Source organism: Ferrimonas sp. YIN67 (assembly GCF_057219095.1).
Window position 1 is genome coordinate 449,710 of sequence record NZ_JBXVVJ010000003.1, and the last position, 15,704, is coordinate 465,413.

Consider the following 15,704-nt stretch of genomic DNA (forward strand, 5'->3'; position numbering starts at 1 on the left):
GTGTTTAACCTTCAAAGTCCATGGTTCCGGACTCAATCAGCCGCTCATAAAGAAGATAGGGGCCCTCCCTGTCCTGCAGCCTGGCCTTGAGCCTCAGTCCCGTCTTCTCCAGTACGCGAATGCTGGCAAGATGGTCCGGATCGACACTGGCCAGGATGCGGCGACACCCATGACCCACCACCGCCAGCTCCACCAGCAAGTGTGCCGCCGCCGTGGCCAATCCTCGCCCCCAGCAATCGGGGGACAGCACAAATCCCAGCTCCGCTTCGCTCCCCGGGATCAGGGGGGACAGGAAACCATGACCCAGGGGCGCTCCGGTCCGATCCTGAATTTGACAGGCTTCTCCCGCCTGTTGGCCCGCCAGGATCCGCTCAAACAGGCGCTGTGCCTCGGCCTGCGTCTTGCTTCCACCGATCCGAGCCATCGCCCGTTCGTTCGCCATCAGGGCAACAAAAAATGCCCTGTCCCTGTCTCGGTATCGCCCTAACCTTACCAATACGAGCCATCCCTGCCTGAAGCCATGCGAGGAATTATAATACCTTATCAATAACTTGAGTCGAGTTATGACGCTTGTCACAGGTTACTCAGCCACAGGCTCTGGTAAGGCGCCAGCATCAGCTCAGCCTCAAGCTCCCGCGGTTCCCCACCTTGCAGCAGATCCCGCCACCCGGCCTGCTCAATCAGGTTCAGTGAATCCAGCGCCAATCGCTGAGGCCGAGGTGTAACATTATGAATGGCAAAGATGCTCTGCCGACGATCCTGGCTCTGACGCCAGAACCCCAACAGGGCATCGCCCAGCTGCAAGGTATATTGCGTGGCATTGGGGTGAAAGGCGGGCTGGGCTCGGCGGATCGCCAGCATCGCCTTCATCCCGTTAAACACCTGGTAATGGTGGCTGTCCGGATCTTGAAGCAGAGACTGCAACCTGGGGTAATCCCACTTGTGCCGGTTGATGTGGCGATTATGGTTGCTGTGGGCCACCCGCTCCTGATCGTTTGGCGTACCCAACAGTGAATGGATATAGAGGGCCGGGATCCCCTCTATGCCCAGCATGATGGCGTGGGCACAGAGGAATCGGGCCAACTGGTGATCGTCCTCGCCTGCCCGCGTGCCCTTAAGGGCATCCCACAGGGCAATGTTGATCTCATAGGGCGCCCGCTGGCCATTGGGCTTGTCCCGCCAGGAGATCCGCCCGCCGAAACGCTCCATGGCGGTGAGCAGCTCGGTCGTCTCCTCTTCGCTGAGGATCCCCTCCACCGGGCGCAGGCCGATCCCGTCATGGGAAGCGATAAAGTTAAAGTAGGCGGTGCCATTATGGGCCGGTGGCAGGGTCATCAGCCAGGTACGCAGATGACGGCAGTGGCCCGTCATCAGGGTGTGCAGCAGCAAAGGCGGCAGGGGGAAGTTGTAGATGGCGTGGGCCTCGTTGCCATTACCGAAATAGGCCAGGTTCTCCCGACTGGGAATATTGGTCTCGGTAATGATGATGGCATCGGGCCGCTGATGCTCCACCAGCAGGCGCAACAGCTGGACCAGGCGATGGGTCTGAGCCAGGTTGATGCAGCTCGTTCCCGGGATCTTCCAGACAAAGGCCACCGCATCAAAGCGGAACACCCGCACCCCCTGCTCCAGGTAGAAGCGCAGGATGTTCACAAACTCCACCAGCACTTCGGGATTCGTGAAGTTCAGATCCACCTGATCCGGACTGAAGGTGCACCAGACGTGGCGCTCACCGTCCAGGGTCTGCACCGCCGTCAGCAGGGGCGAAGTGCGCGGTCGCACCACATCGCTGAGATCGGCCTTAGGATCGCCCTCGAAAAAGTAGTCCCGGCCCGGATCTTTCCGCTGCTTATAGTTCTCAAACCAACCACTGCGGGCGGAGCAATGATTGATCACCACATCCGCCATCAGATCGAAACGGCTGGCGATCTCCCGGATCTGGGGCCAGTCTCCCACGCCCTGGTTGACCTGGTAATAGTCGATGACGGCAAAGCCATCATCCGAGCTGTAGGGAAAAAAGGGCAGAATATGCACGCCACTGAGGTGCTCAGCCAGATAGTGGCCCAGGAAGTGGTTAAGGTTTTCCAATGGCAGGTGGCTGTCCGACAGCAGGCTGTCGGCATAGCTGATCACATAGGCATCCCCTTCGTCCCAGTGGTTGCTGAAAGGCACCGGCTCCGGTGCACCAGGGATCAGGCGCATGGTGTCGCAGAGTCGCTGGGCCAGGGCGGCGCTATCCATAGTGGGGTACAGGCACTCCAGATGCGTCTGGAGCCGGCCAGTCACGCCACTCATGCCCCCAGCTCCTGGTGGTCCGCCTCCACCGCGTCCTTGAGCCGTTCAAATACATCCGGCATCGCCGAGAGCACTCGACTCCAGCTGGGGACGAACGGCGTCTCCATGGGGTTATCAAGGAACTGATTGCCCGCCTTGATGATGTTCTCGGCAAACAGCTCCACCGCCTTCTCCTCCTTATGGATATCCAGCTCCAGGCCATTGATCACCGCATCGTTGCGATAGGTCTCGATAAAGTCGAGGGCGATGCGATAGTAGGTCGCCTTGATGGTGCGCAACACCCCGGGACTGAACACCGTCCCCTGCGTCGCCAGCTTGCGGATCATCGCCTTGGTGATGTCGATGGACATCCGCGACAGGCCGCCACTTTCGTCACCGGCGGACAAGTCCTGATGCTTATGATCATAGGCATCGGCGATGTCCACCTGGCACAGGCGATTGGTGGCATAATTGCGCTTCATCTCAGCCAATACCCCGATCTCCAGCCCCCAGTCACTGGGGATCCGCAGATCATTGAGCACATCGAGGCGGAAAGAAAACTCTCCGGCCAGTGGATAGCGGAAGCTGTCGAGGAACTCCAGGTAATCCGACTCCGGCACAATCTTCTTCAATGCCCGGATCAGCGGCGTCACCAGCAGACGGGTGACCCGGCCGTTGAGGGTACCGCCCGCCAGACGGGCATAAAAGCCCTTGGCAAACTCATAGTTAAAGCTGGGGTTGGCCACCGGATAGATCAGCCGGGCCAGCAAGCTGCGATCATAGGTCAGGATATCGCAGTCATGGAGGGCCAGGGCTTCGACCTTCTGGGTGGCCAGGGCGTAACCGAAGCAGTACCAGACGTTACGGCCTTTACCGGGCTGATCCGGCGCCAGTCCCCGCTCTTGCAGCTCGGCATCCAGGGCTCGCAGCCTGGGGCCATCGTTCCACAGCACCCTGTGGTGTTGGGGCAGCGTCGAGAAAAACTTCAGCGCATGGACATACTCCTCCCGGCTGGCCCGATCCAGACCTATGATGATCTGCGACAGATAGGGCACCTGCTCCAGCTCTCGGACGATGGCCGGCAGCGCCGGGGTCTGCAGCTCCGAATAGAGGGAGGGCAGCACCAGCCCCAGGGGCCGACGCTGACTGAAACGATACAACTCCGCCTCCATCTCGGCCACCGGCCGACGTGACAGGTTATGCAGGGTGGTAATGATGCCGTTCTGGTAGTAATCCGCCATGACGCTCTCCTTATTGAGTCAGTTCCAATCGCTTGCCGATCGCCTCGCTCCAGCCCTTCGGCCCGCAGGCCTGGGTCCGGATCACGTTATTCTGGCCACTGAGCTCCAGCCTGGGACTCACGGGGGAACGCACGCACACCGCCACATCCGCCGCTTCCAGCATGGCCAGATCGTTTTGGCTGTCTCCCAGGGCAACCACTTGCGGGGTGCGGCCCCAGAGTGTCTGGTAATGGCTCACCAGCCAGCGGGTGGCGCGTCCCTTGTCCGTATCCCCCAACAGATGGATAAAGCGGCCGCCTCTAAGCAGTCGCCAGCCCTGGGCCCGAACCCGGGACTGGAAATGTAAAAAGGCGTGCTCCGTGTCCTGCCACACCAGGGGCTCACTGTAATCGCGGCGCAGGGCCGAAGCGGCCTGTGTCAGGCTCAGCCCTGTCTGTTCGGCCACCTGGGCCTCGCTCCAATCGGCAAATCCCGCAAAACGGTAGCCCTCCTCCTCGCGAAGCTTGGCCAACCAGGCAACTAGCGCCGCACGCTCGCACCCTAGCACCTCAAGCCGTGGGTCCTTCCCCTCCTCCGCCGGCAACCAGATCGCCGATCCATTCTCCACCACCAAAGGAGCCTGCAGCACCAGCTCTTCGGCCAGCGCCTGGCTCTCCTCCAAGGTCTTGCTGGTATTGATGATCACCGGGATCCCTCGCTCGCGACAGGCCCGAAGGGCTGGCAACGCCGGTGCATAGCCATAATCGTGGTGATCCAGTAGGGTGCCATCGAGATCGGTGACGATGATCCAAGCTGCAGTGTTCATAAGGGTTCCTGTCCGTGGTGGCCACCAACCTGGTCCCACCCACTAAACCAATACACAGCAAGGAGTGGGCCAAAGGGGCAAGCCCCCCCCCGGCGTTTCTTAGCCGGAAACGGGTTCTTTTGCGCACAATAAAAGGGCAGCGCTCGCTCAAGGAGCGCACCATCTTGGTGCAAGCGGTCGCAAAGAAGATGAGAGTAGGTTGAGCGTAGCGAAGCTCAACATTAGGTAACGACGCCCAGGGGCGCCAACTCGGCGCCCCCATGCAGGCTAAACCAGGCGATGAAACGCCCTAGATCAGCCCCTTGTCCTTGACGGCCTGGCGGTTGTACTCCAACACCACCTGCTCGACAGAGAGATCCGGGGCCTGTGCACAGCGCTCGATGATGTGACTGCGGCGAGCCCGGTTACAGCTTTTCACCATCTCTCCCCCCTTCTCCTTGCCAAAACGCCACATCAGGTAATACATGGCATTGTTATCGGCGTAGATCACCAAACGCTCCAACTTGGCTGCGTCCCCGGCGTAATGGTTGAGAGTCCGGCAATAGGTTTTCTCCCCGATATAGTTATCAAAATAATCCACATCGCGCAGGGGCTTGGCCTGAGTAAACATCACGCCAAGCAGGTACAGCACGCCACCGACCAGGATCAACATGGCGCTGGCGGTGAGCAACTGGCGGTAACGGCTCTGGATCCTCATAACGGCCTCCTTGGCTTACCTCGGGGCGCACGCGGCAGGGCCCCTACCATTTCAGCCTAGAAGGCCCCCAGGAGCTCGTCTTGACCCGGATCAATGAACGGGATTCTGATGCCATAACCCGCCCGTACTGTGCAGGGGCTCACAACAGACTGAGCTGAGGAGTCGAGGTTTCGGCCAGGCTGACGCTCACCCCCACCAGACGCACGCCCTTGCCCCTTCCCCTCAGGTACCCGGTATGCAACAGGGCCGCCAGCTTGGCGGGATCCAGCGTACTGCCCGGACAGGCCACCGTGGTCTGTTGAAAATCACTGAATTTCAATTTGACGTTCAACCCTTTAAACGGCCGCTCACCCAAGCGACGGGCGAGTTCTGGCAACAGCTCCAGCAAGATCTCCAGGCAGGCGGACTCGTCTCTAAGATCCTGAGATACCGTGGTCTCCACGCCCACGGATTTGCGTACCCTGTGAGTTTGCACCTGCCGAGGATCTATCCCCTGGGCGCGCTGATGCAGCACGGGGCCAAACTTGCCCAGCCACTGGACCAACTGCTCCGGCGACTGCTTGAGTACATCCGCCCCGGTGTGCAGGCCATGCTCGGCCAGGCGTTCGGCGGTGCGAGGGCCGACACCGGGGATCTTGCGCAATGACAAACCGGCGGCAAACTCGGCGCATTGCTCCGGCAGGATCACGCACTGACCGTTGGGCTTGTTCTCATCGGAGGCGATCTTAGCAAGGAACTTGTTGGGCGCGATGCCAGCGGACGCCGTCAGGCCCGTCTCCGCCAGGATCTCGGCGCGGATCTGCTGGGCCATCAGGGTGGCACTGCCCCGACAATGGGGACTGTCGGTGACATCGAGGAAGGCTTCATCCAGGGAGAGGGGTTCAATCAGTTCGGTATAACGCTCAAATACCGCCCGGATCTGGGCACTGACCGCCTTGTACACCGACATGCGCCCCGGCACCAGCACCAGGTGCCGACAGCGCCGCAGCGCCTCGCTGCTGGGCATGGCGCTGCGCACGCCATACTTGCGCGCTTCGTAGTTACAGGTGGAGATCACCCCGCGGCTGTTGGCGGGGCCACCCACCGCAATGGGTTTATCCCGCAACTCGGGAAAATCCCGCATCTCCACAGCGGCAAAAAAGCAGTCCATGTCCACATGGATGATCTTGCGCAGCCCCTGCTCCATTGGCCTCACCACTTAACTGTATAAATAAACAGTATTCTACCATAGAGATCCCTCAGGCCAAGCGTCCTGATCTCCAGCACCGAGCTCGGATCACTTTCCCTTGAAGCGGTTCATCGACACTTTGCGCGTGAACACATCCCATGAAGGGGCGCACTAAGCCGTCCCGTTCTTGCCGAGGTGACGGCGGAGCACTAAGATACTCAATCCCGGCACCCTACACAAAACGCTTTCCTAACAAAGGGATAGCTTAACACCTAAGTGCCTACCCCTACCCTTATCAGGAGAGTAACGTGGAATTTCGGCTCGCTGGCTATTCGGATCACCTCAGCATCGCCCAACTGCATACGGCCAGCTGGCAACAGGTCTATCGAACCATCCTTACCGACGCCTACCTCGATCAGCGCCTGTCCCAGGATCATCGAGATCACTGGGCCGGCCAATTGGGAGCCGATAACCCTGAACTCTGGACCCTGCTGGCAATAGATGGCAAGACACTGGCCGGCTTTATCTGCATTCGGGCCAACCAGGATCCGGAGCTGGGCCATTACCTGGAAAATCTGCATATCGGCGCCCACTACCGGGGCCAGGGACTGGGTACGGCATTACTTGAGCAGGCCACCCACTGGTTGCAGACCCACCAAACGGAGGGGCCACTCTACCTTCACGTCCTGGCGGACAATAATAACGCCATCCGTTTCTATTCGGCCCTGGGGGCCCAGCAGATCAGGGAGAGCCTGTGGGACGCCCCCTGCGGTACCCGCGTCCGAGAATACATCTACCAGTGGCCCGCGATCTCTTCCCTATGCCGATAGCCCCAAGGGGCGGCCGCATTTTTCCCGGCCGCCCCTGCCTGCAGCGCAACTTGGCCTGCAAAAGCCCTGACCGCTGATCCGTATGGAACCAGCGCCCTGGCTCCCCCCTGGCTTCCACTCCCCACCTCCGATGGCAAGGGTGCCACAATGCCTCGTTGCCGGTGATGGCCCAGCCAACGCAAAACTGACATGCCCCGCCATTGGAGTGGCCTATGACACTTTGATGATTCCCGCTGCCCCGCGCCCGTAACGGCCAATTCAGGCATCAAGCTCGACCTGTTGCCTTCACAATCATCCGAGCAAGCGGTCTCATTCCAAACGCGCGTCCCCCCTCAAACCGACCCTGACGCCAACGCCAATATCAAGGCTGAAAACTGCACTTACACTGCCTTGAGTCATGACTGCCACAAACCACAAGCTACTGTTTTAATTTTTAAAATTGTGAAGTGGTGGCTTTCTGTAACCGGATGCTCCCCGTCATAATTTCCTCACGGCTACCACGACAGAAACAATAAAAATAAAAAGGACACGGCATCAATGACAACTCAACTATGGAAGGCCCCGCTGCTCATCATAATGAGCCTCGGCTTAACCGCCTGCGCAAGCCTGCAAGGCAGTGTGATGCCAATGGCAGACGGCGAATATCACTCATTTGCCAGCGCCGAATCGGAACTTGAGGTATACCAGATCCTGAGAAACGACGCTCTATTGACCTGCAAACAGGCGGGAATGAACCGATTTGTCGTCACCACTCAACAGCTCGAATCGGATGCGACGCAAATACCTGAGATTGAAACCAGCAACAAGTTTCTCAACTCAGCCTTGGCCTTTGCGGCCGCACAACACGAGCGAAGACGGGCATCTGAGTTCCACCTTAAAACCGTGTTTACTTGCCAATAACTGGGGAACGGCATCTAGACGCGTGGGAAAAGGGGCCTGGCCTCTTTTCAATTCAATCCAGTCGGTGCTGGAGGGTACGCTTTAAACGGGATGAGCCGCCCCGTCTATCACAATGCGATCAATACTCGCGCTCGATTGATTGACTCAATAGGTAGGTCGCACCTGAACCGCAACAGGTTGCTGAGCGCTTATCCACACAACAAAAAACCGCCCGAAGGCGGTTTGTTTGTTTATTTTGAGCGTTACAGGATCCGGTCGGACCCAAAACGGGCACGGCGCGCCGCTTCCGCTTCCTGCCGGGCGGCCTCTTTCGCCATCTTGGCCTTGCGCTTGTCGCAGGGCTCGGGGCAATCGCAGGCTTTCTCGATGCCGATCCCGCCAAGGCCGCCGCAAGAACCGCTGATGGTCTTGCGCTTGATCAGATATCCCACGGACATCATGAGGATCACCGCCAGCATCAGGACAAAGGTGGCAATAAAGGTGGTCATTGAACAGGCTCCTGTAGAAACGGACGATACGCACTGGAATAGATCACTTCATACTCCCCTTCGACGCTTTTTTCAATCAACATCACCGGCAGAGACTCACGTTCAGCCAGTGCCAGGGAGTCTTCGGTGCCCATTACGATGAAGGCTGTGGCCAGGGCATCCGCCGTCATCGCCGAGTCATCCAGCACGGTGGCAGACGCCAAACGGGTGTTGACCGGCTCGCCAGTGCGAGGATCCAACAGGTGGGAGAAGCGCCGACCATTCTCCTCAAAGAAGTTGCGATAGTCCCCTGAGGTGGCGATGGCCCGATCTCCGGGCTCGATGATCTGAGCCACCTTTCGGCCGTGCGTATCCGGCAGCTCGACGGCGACACGCCAGCGCTTGCCATCGGGTTTAAACCCGCGCAACCGCAGCTCGCCGCCGATCTCCACAAGGTAGTTTTCGATCCCCCGCTGCTCAAGCAACTCGGCCACCGCATCCACGCCATAGCCCTTGGCGATGGACGCCACGTTCAGGGTCAGGCCAGGCTGTGATTTGCTGGCCATCAGCCCCTCCAGATGGAGATGGGTCATCCCGGTATGGGCCATCGCCTCGGCGATGGCCTCGGCACTGGGCGCCCGCTCAACCCGACCATCCGGACCAAATCCCCAGAGATTGATCAAGGGGGAGATGGTGATATCCAGCGCCCCCTCGGTCAGGTCGTGCAGCCGCTTGGACTCATGCAGCACTGCAATAAAGTCCGGGTCCAGCCGCATCGGGGTGTCATAGTGATGATCGTTGAACTGACTGATCAAGGAGTTCCTGCGCCAGTTGGACATGGAATCGTTGATCTGCTCCAGCCGGGTATCCACCGCCGCCTGAACCAACTGGGGCTGTTGTGATCCCGGATCGGAAACCCAGGAGATGTGGTAGCTGGTGCCCATGGTACGCCCACTGATGGACTCAACGCTCGCCTGTGGGGCACAGCCACAGAGAACAAGGGCCAGCCCCAGAGGGGCCAGCCACTTTACCCACGCTTGGGGCAAAAGGGTTCGATACGACATGAACGCTCTTTTTAATTTATGAAATTAACCGCCGAAATCATCCAGCAGAATGTTTTCATCTTCAACCCCTAGTTCCTTAAGCATGTTGATCACGGCGGAGTTCATCATCGGTGGCCCACACATGTAGAACTCACAATCCTCGGGGGCTTCGTGCTCCTTGAGGTAGTTCTCATACAAGACATTATGGATAAAGCCGGTATAGCCTTCCCAGTTGTCTTCGGGTTGCGGATCCGACAGCGCCACATGCCACTGGAAATTGTCATTGTCCGCCGCCAGGCCATCGAAGTCCTCTTCGTAGAACATCTCCCGCTTGGAGCGAGCTCCGTACCAGAAGCTGATCTTCCTCTTGGAGTTCAATCGCTTGAGCTGATCAAAGATATGGCTGCGCATGGGTGCCATGCCCGCACCACCACCGATAAACACCATTTCGGCATCCGTATCCTTGGCGAAGAACTCGCCGAAGGGGCCGGAAATGGTGACCTTGTCACCCGCCTTGAGGCTCCAGATGTAGGAGGACATCTTACCGGCTGGCAACGACAGGTTGTTGGGTGGCGGCGAGGCGATCCGCACGTTGAGCATGATGATGCCATGCTCTTCCGGGTAGTTGGCCATGGAGTAGGCGCGGATGGTTTCCTCGTCCACCTTGGACTCGATATCGAAGAAGCCAAAACGCTCCCAATCCGGCCTGTACTCGTCCGGGATATCAAAATCCTTGTACTTCACATGGTGTGCTGGCGCTTCAATCTGAATGTAGCCGCCGGCACGAAACGGCACGGACTCGCCATCTGGGATGGCCAGCTTAAGCTCCTTGATGAAGGTGGCCTTGTTGTCGTTGGAGACAACCGTACACTCCCACTTCTTGATGCCGAACACCTCTTCCGGCAACTCGATATCCATATCGCTCTTGACTGCCACCTGGCAGGCCAGGCGACAGCCCTCTTTGGCCTCACGCTTGGTGATGTGACTCTGCTCGGTGGGCAGGATATCGCCACCGCCAGACTTCACATTGACGCGACACTGACCGCAGGAACCGCCACCGCCACAGGCGGAGGAGATGAAGATCCCCTCACCCGCCAGGGCCCCCAGCAGCTTGTCGCCCGGGGTGGTAGAGATCGCCTTATCGGGATCGCCGTTAATACTGATGGTGATGTCACCGCTGGCCACCAGCTTGGATTTGGCGAATAAAATCACCAGAACCAGAACCGTGACGATGGCGGTAAACATGGCTACGCCGAGTACAATTTCCATCGACTTATCCTTTAACTTCTTCTATTACCGCCGCTTACAGCGACACCCCGGAAAACGACATAAAGCCCAGTGCCATCAGGCCTACGGTGATGAAGGTGATCCCCAATCCCCGCAAACCCGCCGGTACGTCCGCATACTTCATCTTTTCACGCAGCCCCGCCAACAACACGATGGCGATGGCCCAGCCGGTTCCGGCCCCCAGGCCGTAGACCACGGACTCGCCGAAGCTGTAGTCCTTCTGCACCATGAAGGAGACTGCACCGAAGATGGCACAGTTCACCGTGATCAGCGGCAGAAAGATCCCCAACGCGTTGTACAGTGGTGGGAAATACTTATCCAGGATCATCTCCAGGATCTGCACCAGGGCGGCGATCACCCCGATAAAGGTGATGAACTGCAAAAAGCTCAGATCCGCACTGGGCAGACCGGCCCATGCCAAAGCGCCCGGGGCCAGGATGTTCGCGTAGATCAGCTGGTTCACCGGCACCGCCAGGGTCAGCACCACCACTACGGCAACCCCAAGACCAAAGGCGGTGGAGACCTTCTTGGACACCGCCAGGAAGGTACACATGCCCAGGAAGAAGGAGAGCGCCATGTTCTCGATAAAGACGGCCCGTACAAACAGGCTCAGATAATGTTCCATGTTCTCTCCTTACTCCTTCGGCTCAACTTGATCCGGCTTCCAGGTGCGCAGGCCCCAGATGATAAAACCGATCAGGAAGAAGGCACTGGGTGCCAGCAACATCAGGCCATTGGGCTGGTACCAGCCCCCCTCGGAGATCTTGGGCAGGATCGCCACACCAAACAGGGTGCCCGAGCCGAGCAACTCGCGGAAGAAACCGACGGTCAACAGGATAAAGCCGTAGCCCAGGCCGTTGCCGATCCCGTCCAGGAAGCTGGGCAGCGGTGCACTCTTCATGGCATAGGCTTCCGCCCGCCCCATGACGATACAGTTGGTGATGATCAGGCCGACAAATACGGTCAACTGTTTGGCGATGTCGTAGGCAAACGCCTTGAGCAACTGATCCACCAGGATCACCAGAGAGGCGATCACCGTCATCTGCACGATGATCCGCACACTGTTGGGGATATGGTGGCGCATCATGGAGATGAACAGGTTGGAAAACGCCGTCACAAACATCAGCGCCAGGGTCATCACCACGGCGGTTTGCATGGTGGTGGTCACCGCCAGGGCGCTACACACCCCCAGCACCTGCAGGGCGATGGGGTTGTTAGCAAAGATCGGTCCGATCAGGACCTGCTTGAGCGATTGATCAGCCATTGTTCAGCTCTCCTTCGCGAACTTTCTCGATAAAAGCGGCATAGCCTTGGTCGCTGAGCCAGTAGTTGAGGCTGTTGTTGACGCCATTGGAGGTCAGGGTGGCTCCGGACAGGCCATCCACACCGTGGAGATCCCCGGCCGATGCACCGCCTTTGACCACTTCGATGGCCAGTTGTCCTTGCTCATCGAACAGCTTCTTGCCCACCCATTGCGCCTTCCAGCGCGGGTTTTCCACCTCGGCACCCAGTCCTGGGGTTTCCCCCTGGTCGTAGTACACCAGCGCCTTGACGGTATTCATGTCAGGCTCCAGGGCCAGGAAGGCATACATGGTGGACCAGAGACCATAGCCGTGAACCGGCAGGATCACGGTTTCCAGCGCCCCGGCCTCATCCTTGACCAGATACACCACACCGTAGTTGGCACGCCGCCCGATGGAGGCGATGTCCTTGGCGGGTTTGATGGAGTTAGCGGGATCTCGAGAGACCATGCTCACATCGTAACTGCGCGCGTCGATCTGGGGCAGGAACTCACCGGAGTCATAGCTCACCACCCGGGCATCGATGTACTGGGCAAAGACCTCGGGAGCATTACCCTCTACCCGCTCCAGCAGACCTGCGGCTTCCAGCACATAACGCTGGGTATCCCGCTCCTTGTTCAGCTTCTGTCGATCCTTGAGGGAAACTGCGGCACCGGAGACCACCAGGGAGCAGACCAGACACAGGCCGATCACCACTCCAAGGGTTTTGCCAAAGGTATCGTTTGATTTAGACATTGCGAGCGATCCTCCGCTTGATATTGGCCTGTGCCGTCAGGTGATCGAAGATCGGGGCCCACAAGTTCGCGAACAGAATGGCCAGCATCATCCCTTCCGGGAATGCCGGATTGATCACCCGGATCAACACCACCATCACGCCGATCAGCGCACCATACGCCCACTTGCCCTGGTTGGTGAAGGAGGCGGAAACCGGATCCGTCGCCATAAAGAACATGCCGATGGCAAAGCCGCCGGTCACCAGGTGCCAGGTCCAGGGGACGTGGAACATGGCGTTGGTATCCGAGCCAATCAGGTTAAACAGTGAAGCCGTGGCGATCATGCCCAGCATCACACCGCTGACGATGCGCCAGGACGCGATGCGGGTGTAGATGATCACCAGACCGCCCAATGCCAGCGCCAGTACACTGGTTTCACCCACAGAGCCCGCCACGAAACCGAGGAAGGCGTCCTGCCAGGCCGGATCGGCGAAGGCGGCGTACCAGGCGTAATTGGCAAACTCGAGGGTGCCGGCCTGGGCTTGGCTGAGCAGGGTAGCACCGGAAAAACCATCCGCCGCGACCCAGACCAGATCCCCGGAGATCTCCGCCGGGTAGGCAAAGAACAGGAAGGCCCGTCCGGCCAGGGCCGGGTTAAGGAAGTTACGCCCGGTGCCGCCAAACAGCTCCTTGGCCACCACCACACCGAAGCTGATCCCCAGGGCCACCTGCCACAAGGGGATGGTCGCAGGCAGGATCAGGGCAAAGAGGATGGAGGTCACGAAGAAGCCTTCGTTGATCTCATGCTTACGCACCGTCGCAAACAGCACCTCCCAGAAGCCCCCCACCGCGAAGGTGACCGCATAGATGGGCAGGAAGAAGCAGGCCCCGTAGGCCATCAGGCCCAGCAGGCCGGTATCGGCACTCAGCTGGCCACCCAGCAGCTCGTAGAGACCCACCTGCCACACATCCGGGGTAGCAAAACCCGCTGCCAGTGCATCCTGAGCCTGCCAGCCAACGTTGTACATGCCAAAGAACATGGCCGGGAACAGGCAGAGCCAGACGCTGATCATCATCCGCTTCAGATCGATGTTGTCGCGGACGTGGGTGCTGCCCTTGGTGGTCAATCCCGGGGTGTACAAAATGGTCGCGGCGGCTTCATAGAGCGCATACCACTTCTCGTATTTGCCGCCTTTTTCAAACTGCGGCTCAATACCCTCAATAAATCGCTTAAGACTCATTAGCCTTCCCTCTCGATGATCTCAAGGCAGGCGCGCAGCTCGGCACCATAGTCATACTTACCCGGGCACACGAAGGTGCACAGCGCCAGATCCTCTTCATCCAGCTCCAGGGCACCCAGCTGTTGGGCCGTGTCGGTGTCCCGGGCGATCAGATCCCGCAGCAACAGGGTCGGCAGGATGTCCAGCGGCATCACCCGCTCATAGTTGCCAATCGGCACCATGGCCCGATCCGAACCGCCGGTGCTGGTGGTCATGTTGAACAGCCGGCCTGGGCTGAAGTGGGACAGGAAGGTGCGGGTCAGGGAGAACTTGTTGGCGCCGGGCATCACCCAGCCAAACAGCTCCTTTTCATCCCCTTCGGCCACGGCGGTGATCTGCAGGTGATAACGCCCGAGGAAGCCATGCACCCCCTCGGAAGTGCGACCATGCAGGGCCGAGCCCGAGATGATCCGGACATGGCTCTGTGACAGCTCGCCAGCGGTCAACTGGGCCAGATCGGCTCCAACACAGGCCCGCACCAGGCGAGGACGCACCACCATGGGACCCGCCAAAGAGATCACCCGGCGGCTATCGAGCTTGCCTGAGGTAAACAGGGCGCCGATGGCAATCACATCCTGATAGTTGATGCTCCACACCTGGCGCCGGGCACTGACCGGCAACAGCTTGTGGATATGGGTCCCGGCCAGACCGGCCGGGTGCGGCCCGCTAAACCCTTGCGCCTGGACACCGCTCAGTTCATGGCCCGGCAGGGGCTCGCCCCCGTCCTGGCACAAAAAGACCTGCCCTTCGGTCAGGGCGGTCAGTACCATCAGGCCATGACGGAGATCATCCGGCCGCTCGGCGATCACGACCCTGGGATCCGCCGCCAGCGGATTGGTGTCGATGGCCGTAACAAAAATCCCGGCCGGACGCGTGTCCAATGCCGGGATCCTGGAGAAGGGACGAGTGCGCAATGCCGTCCACAAACCACTCTTGACCAGATTGTCCTGCACCTGCTGGGCGCTCAGGGAAGACAGTTGTTGCGCGTCATAGGCGCTGAAGTGGGTTTCATCGTCGCCATCAATGTCGATGACTACCGACTGTAATACGCGCTTGGCGCCACGATTGATCTCGCTGACGGTGCCACTGGCGGGCGCGGTGAAGATCACACCGGGGTTTTTCTTATCTTCGAAGATCGACTGACCTTTCTTGACCCGGTCGCCCACCCGCACTTGCATCGTGGGCCGCATGCCAATGTATTCCTCACCTAAAATCGCCACGCGAGAAATAGCGACGCCATCCTTGATGACTTGTTCCGGCCCACCCGCCAGGGGCAGATCCAATCCTTGCTTTATTGTAATCATACTCACATGCACTGCTTTTACTGGGGAAGTCCACCATGAGGCGCTGGATCCCATTCGACCCAGCCTCATTTGATACCTTTCTCAATTCCGCCACCTTTGCACAAAAGCGCAAACTTATAGGAATTTTGCGACCTACATCACGGCGGCTCGGGCGCATCATACCGCAAAGGCTCAAGGTCATCTATGAAAAATGGCATTACCTTTAGCCAAACCTGGGCATATGCGAAAAAACCCGCAAATTGCGGGCAAAAGTTCAGCAAAAGTGGAGAAAATATCTCAATCACGGGCGCATTATCATGAACCAAGTCCAGCAACAGCCACCCGTGAATCTACCTCATACCATCAAGAACACGGCTTTTTGTGACCTTGGCTCAGGTAGGTCACCAAGATGACA

General features: G+C 59.0%; 16 protein-coding genes. 2 read left to right on the forward strand and 14 right to left on the reverse strand.

Annotation, left to right across the window (positions count from 1 at the left end; genetic code table 11):
* Positions 1–4: 4 nt before the first annotated feature.
* The 6 genes from AC2D8U_RS09185 to dinB all read right to left on the reverse strand — a co-directional run bounded on the left by AC2D8U_RS09185 (position 5) and on the right by dinB (position 6,191).
* Positions 5–577, reverse strand: a complete 573-nt coding sequence (locus AC2D8U_RS09185) for a GNAT family N-acetyltransferase (protein WP_484618740.1) — start codon at positions 575–577, stop codon at positions 5–7.
* Positions 574–2,295, reverse strand: coding sequence for a sugar phosphorylase (locus AC2D8U_RS09190; protein WP_484618741.1), 1,722 nt, complete (start codon positions 2,293–2,295; stop codon positions 574–576). Before AC2D8U_RS09190 ends, AC2D8U_RS09185 begins: the two co-directional genes overlap by 4 nt.
* Positions 2,292–3,515, reverse strand: coding sequence for a glycosyltransferase family protein (locus tag AC2D8U_RS09195; RefSeq protein ID WP_484618742.1), 1,224 nt, complete (start codon positions 3,513–3,515; stop codon positions 2,292–2,294). Before AC2D8U_RS09195 ends, AC2D8U_RS09190 begins: the two co-directional genes overlap by 4 nt.
* A gap of 10 nt (positions 3,516–3,525) precedes the next feature.
* Positions 3,526–4,320 carry an HAD-IIB family hydrolase gene (locus AC2D8U_RS09200; protein WP_484618743.1) on the reverse strand — a complete coding sequence of 265 codons (795 nt, stop codon included), beginning with the start codon at positions 4,318–4,320 and terminating at the stop codon, positions 3,526–3,528.
* A gap of 289 nt (positions 4,321–4,609) precedes the next feature.
* Positions 4,610–5,017 (reverse strand): hypothetical protein, encoded by a 408-nt coding sequence (locus AC2D8U_RS09205; protein WP_484618744.1) that lies wholly within the window; start codon positions 5,015–5,017, stop codon positions 4,610–4,612.
* A gap of 139 nt (positions 5,018–5,156) precedes the next feature.
* A complete protein-coding gene (gene dinB / locus AC2D8U_RS09210) occupies positions 5,157–6,191 on the reverse strand; it encodes a DNA polymerase IV (RefSeq protein ID WP_484618996.1) in 1,035 nt (344 codons plus the stop codon).
* Between the two features lie 302 nt (positions 6,192–6,493).
* On the opposite strand from dinB, the gene AC2D8U_RS09215 reads away from it, so the two are divergent.
* Positions 6,494–7,015 (forward strand): GNAT family N-acetyltransferase, encoded by a 522-nt coding sequence (locus tag AC2D8U_RS09215; RefSeq protein WP_484618745.1) that lies wholly within the window; start codon positions 6,494–6,496, stop codon positions 7,013–7,015.
* Positions 7,016–7,552: 537 nt separating this feature from the next.
* The gene (locus AC2D8U_RS09220; RefSeq protein ID WP_484618746.1) at positions 7,553–7,915 is read left to right on the forward strand and encodes a hypothetical protein; all 363 of its coding nucleotides are present in this window, start codon (positions 7,553–7,555) and stop codon (positions 7,913–7,915) included.
* A 242-nt stretch (positions 7,916–8,157) separates the two neighbouring features.
* Here the strand turns inward: AC2D8U_RS09220 and nqrM are convergent, their stop codons facing one another.
* From nqrM to AC2D8U_RS09260, 8 genes are read right to left on the reverse strand one after another with little or no spacing between them, the layout of a single operon-like run.
* On the reverse strand, positions 8,158–8,403 hold the full coding sequence (gene nqrM / locus AC2D8U_RS09225; protein ID WP_484618747.1) for a (Na+)-NQR maturation NqrM: 246 nt from the start codon (positions 8,401–8,403) through the stop codon (positions 8,158–8,160).
* A complete protein-coding gene (locus AC2D8U_RS09230) occupies positions 8,400–9,446 on the reverse strand; it encodes an FAD:protein FMN transferase (protein ID WP_484618748.1) in 1,047 nt (348 codons plus the stop codon). The genes nqrM and AC2D8U_RS09230 overlap by 4 nt, the downstream gene beginning before the upstream one ends.
* A gap of 24 nt (positions 9,447–9,470) precedes the next feature.
* Positions 9,471–10,694: an NADH:ubiquinone reductase (Na(+)-transporting) subunit F gene (gene nqrF / locus AC2D8U_RS09235; protein WP_484618749.1), complete on the reverse strand. Its 1,224-nt coding sequence runs from the start codon at positions 10,692–10,694 to the stop codon at positions 9,471–9,473.
* Between the two features lie 34 nt (positions 10,695–10,728).
* Positions 10,729–11,337: an NADH:ubiquinone reductase (Na(+)-transporting) subunit E gene (gene nqrE, locus AC2D8U_RS09240; protein ID WP_484618750.1), complete on the reverse strand. Its 609-nt coding sequence runs from the start codon at positions 11,335–11,337 to the stop codon at positions 10,729–10,731.
* A 9-nt stretch (positions 11,338–11,346) separates the two neighbouring features.
* Positions 11,347–11,976, reverse strand: a complete 630-nt coding sequence (locus AC2D8U_RS09245) for an NADH:ubiquinone reductase (Na(+)-transporting) subunit D (protein ID WP_484618751.1) — start codon at positions 11,974–11,976, stop codon at positions 11,347–11,349.
* Complete coding sequence (locus tag AC2D8U_RS09250; RefSeq protein ID WP_484618752.1) at positions 11,969–12,748, reverse strand: Na(+)-translocating NADH-quinone reductase subunit C; 780 nt, start codon at positions 12,746–12,748, stop codon at positions 11,969–11,971. The genes AC2D8U_RS09245 and AC2D8U_RS09250 overlap by 8 nt, the downstream gene beginning before the upstream one ends.
* A complete protein-coding gene (locus AC2D8U_RS09255) occupies positions 12,741–13,967 on the reverse strand; it encodes an NADH:ubiquinone reductase (Na(+)-transporting) subunit B (protein ID WP_484618753.1) in 1,227 nt (408 codons plus the stop codon). The genes AC2D8U_RS09250 and AC2D8U_RS09255 overlap by 8 nt, the downstream gene beginning before the upstream one ends.
* Complete coding sequence (locus AC2D8U_RS09260; protein ID WP_484618754.1) at positions 13,967–15,310, reverse strand: Na(+)-translocating NADH-quinone reductase subunit A; 1,344 nt, start codon at positions 15,308–15,310, stop codon at positions 13,967–13,969. The genes AC2D8U_RS09255 and AC2D8U_RS09260 overlap by 1 nt, the downstream gene beginning before the upstream one ends.
* Positions 15,311–15,704: the final 394 nt, after the last annotated feature.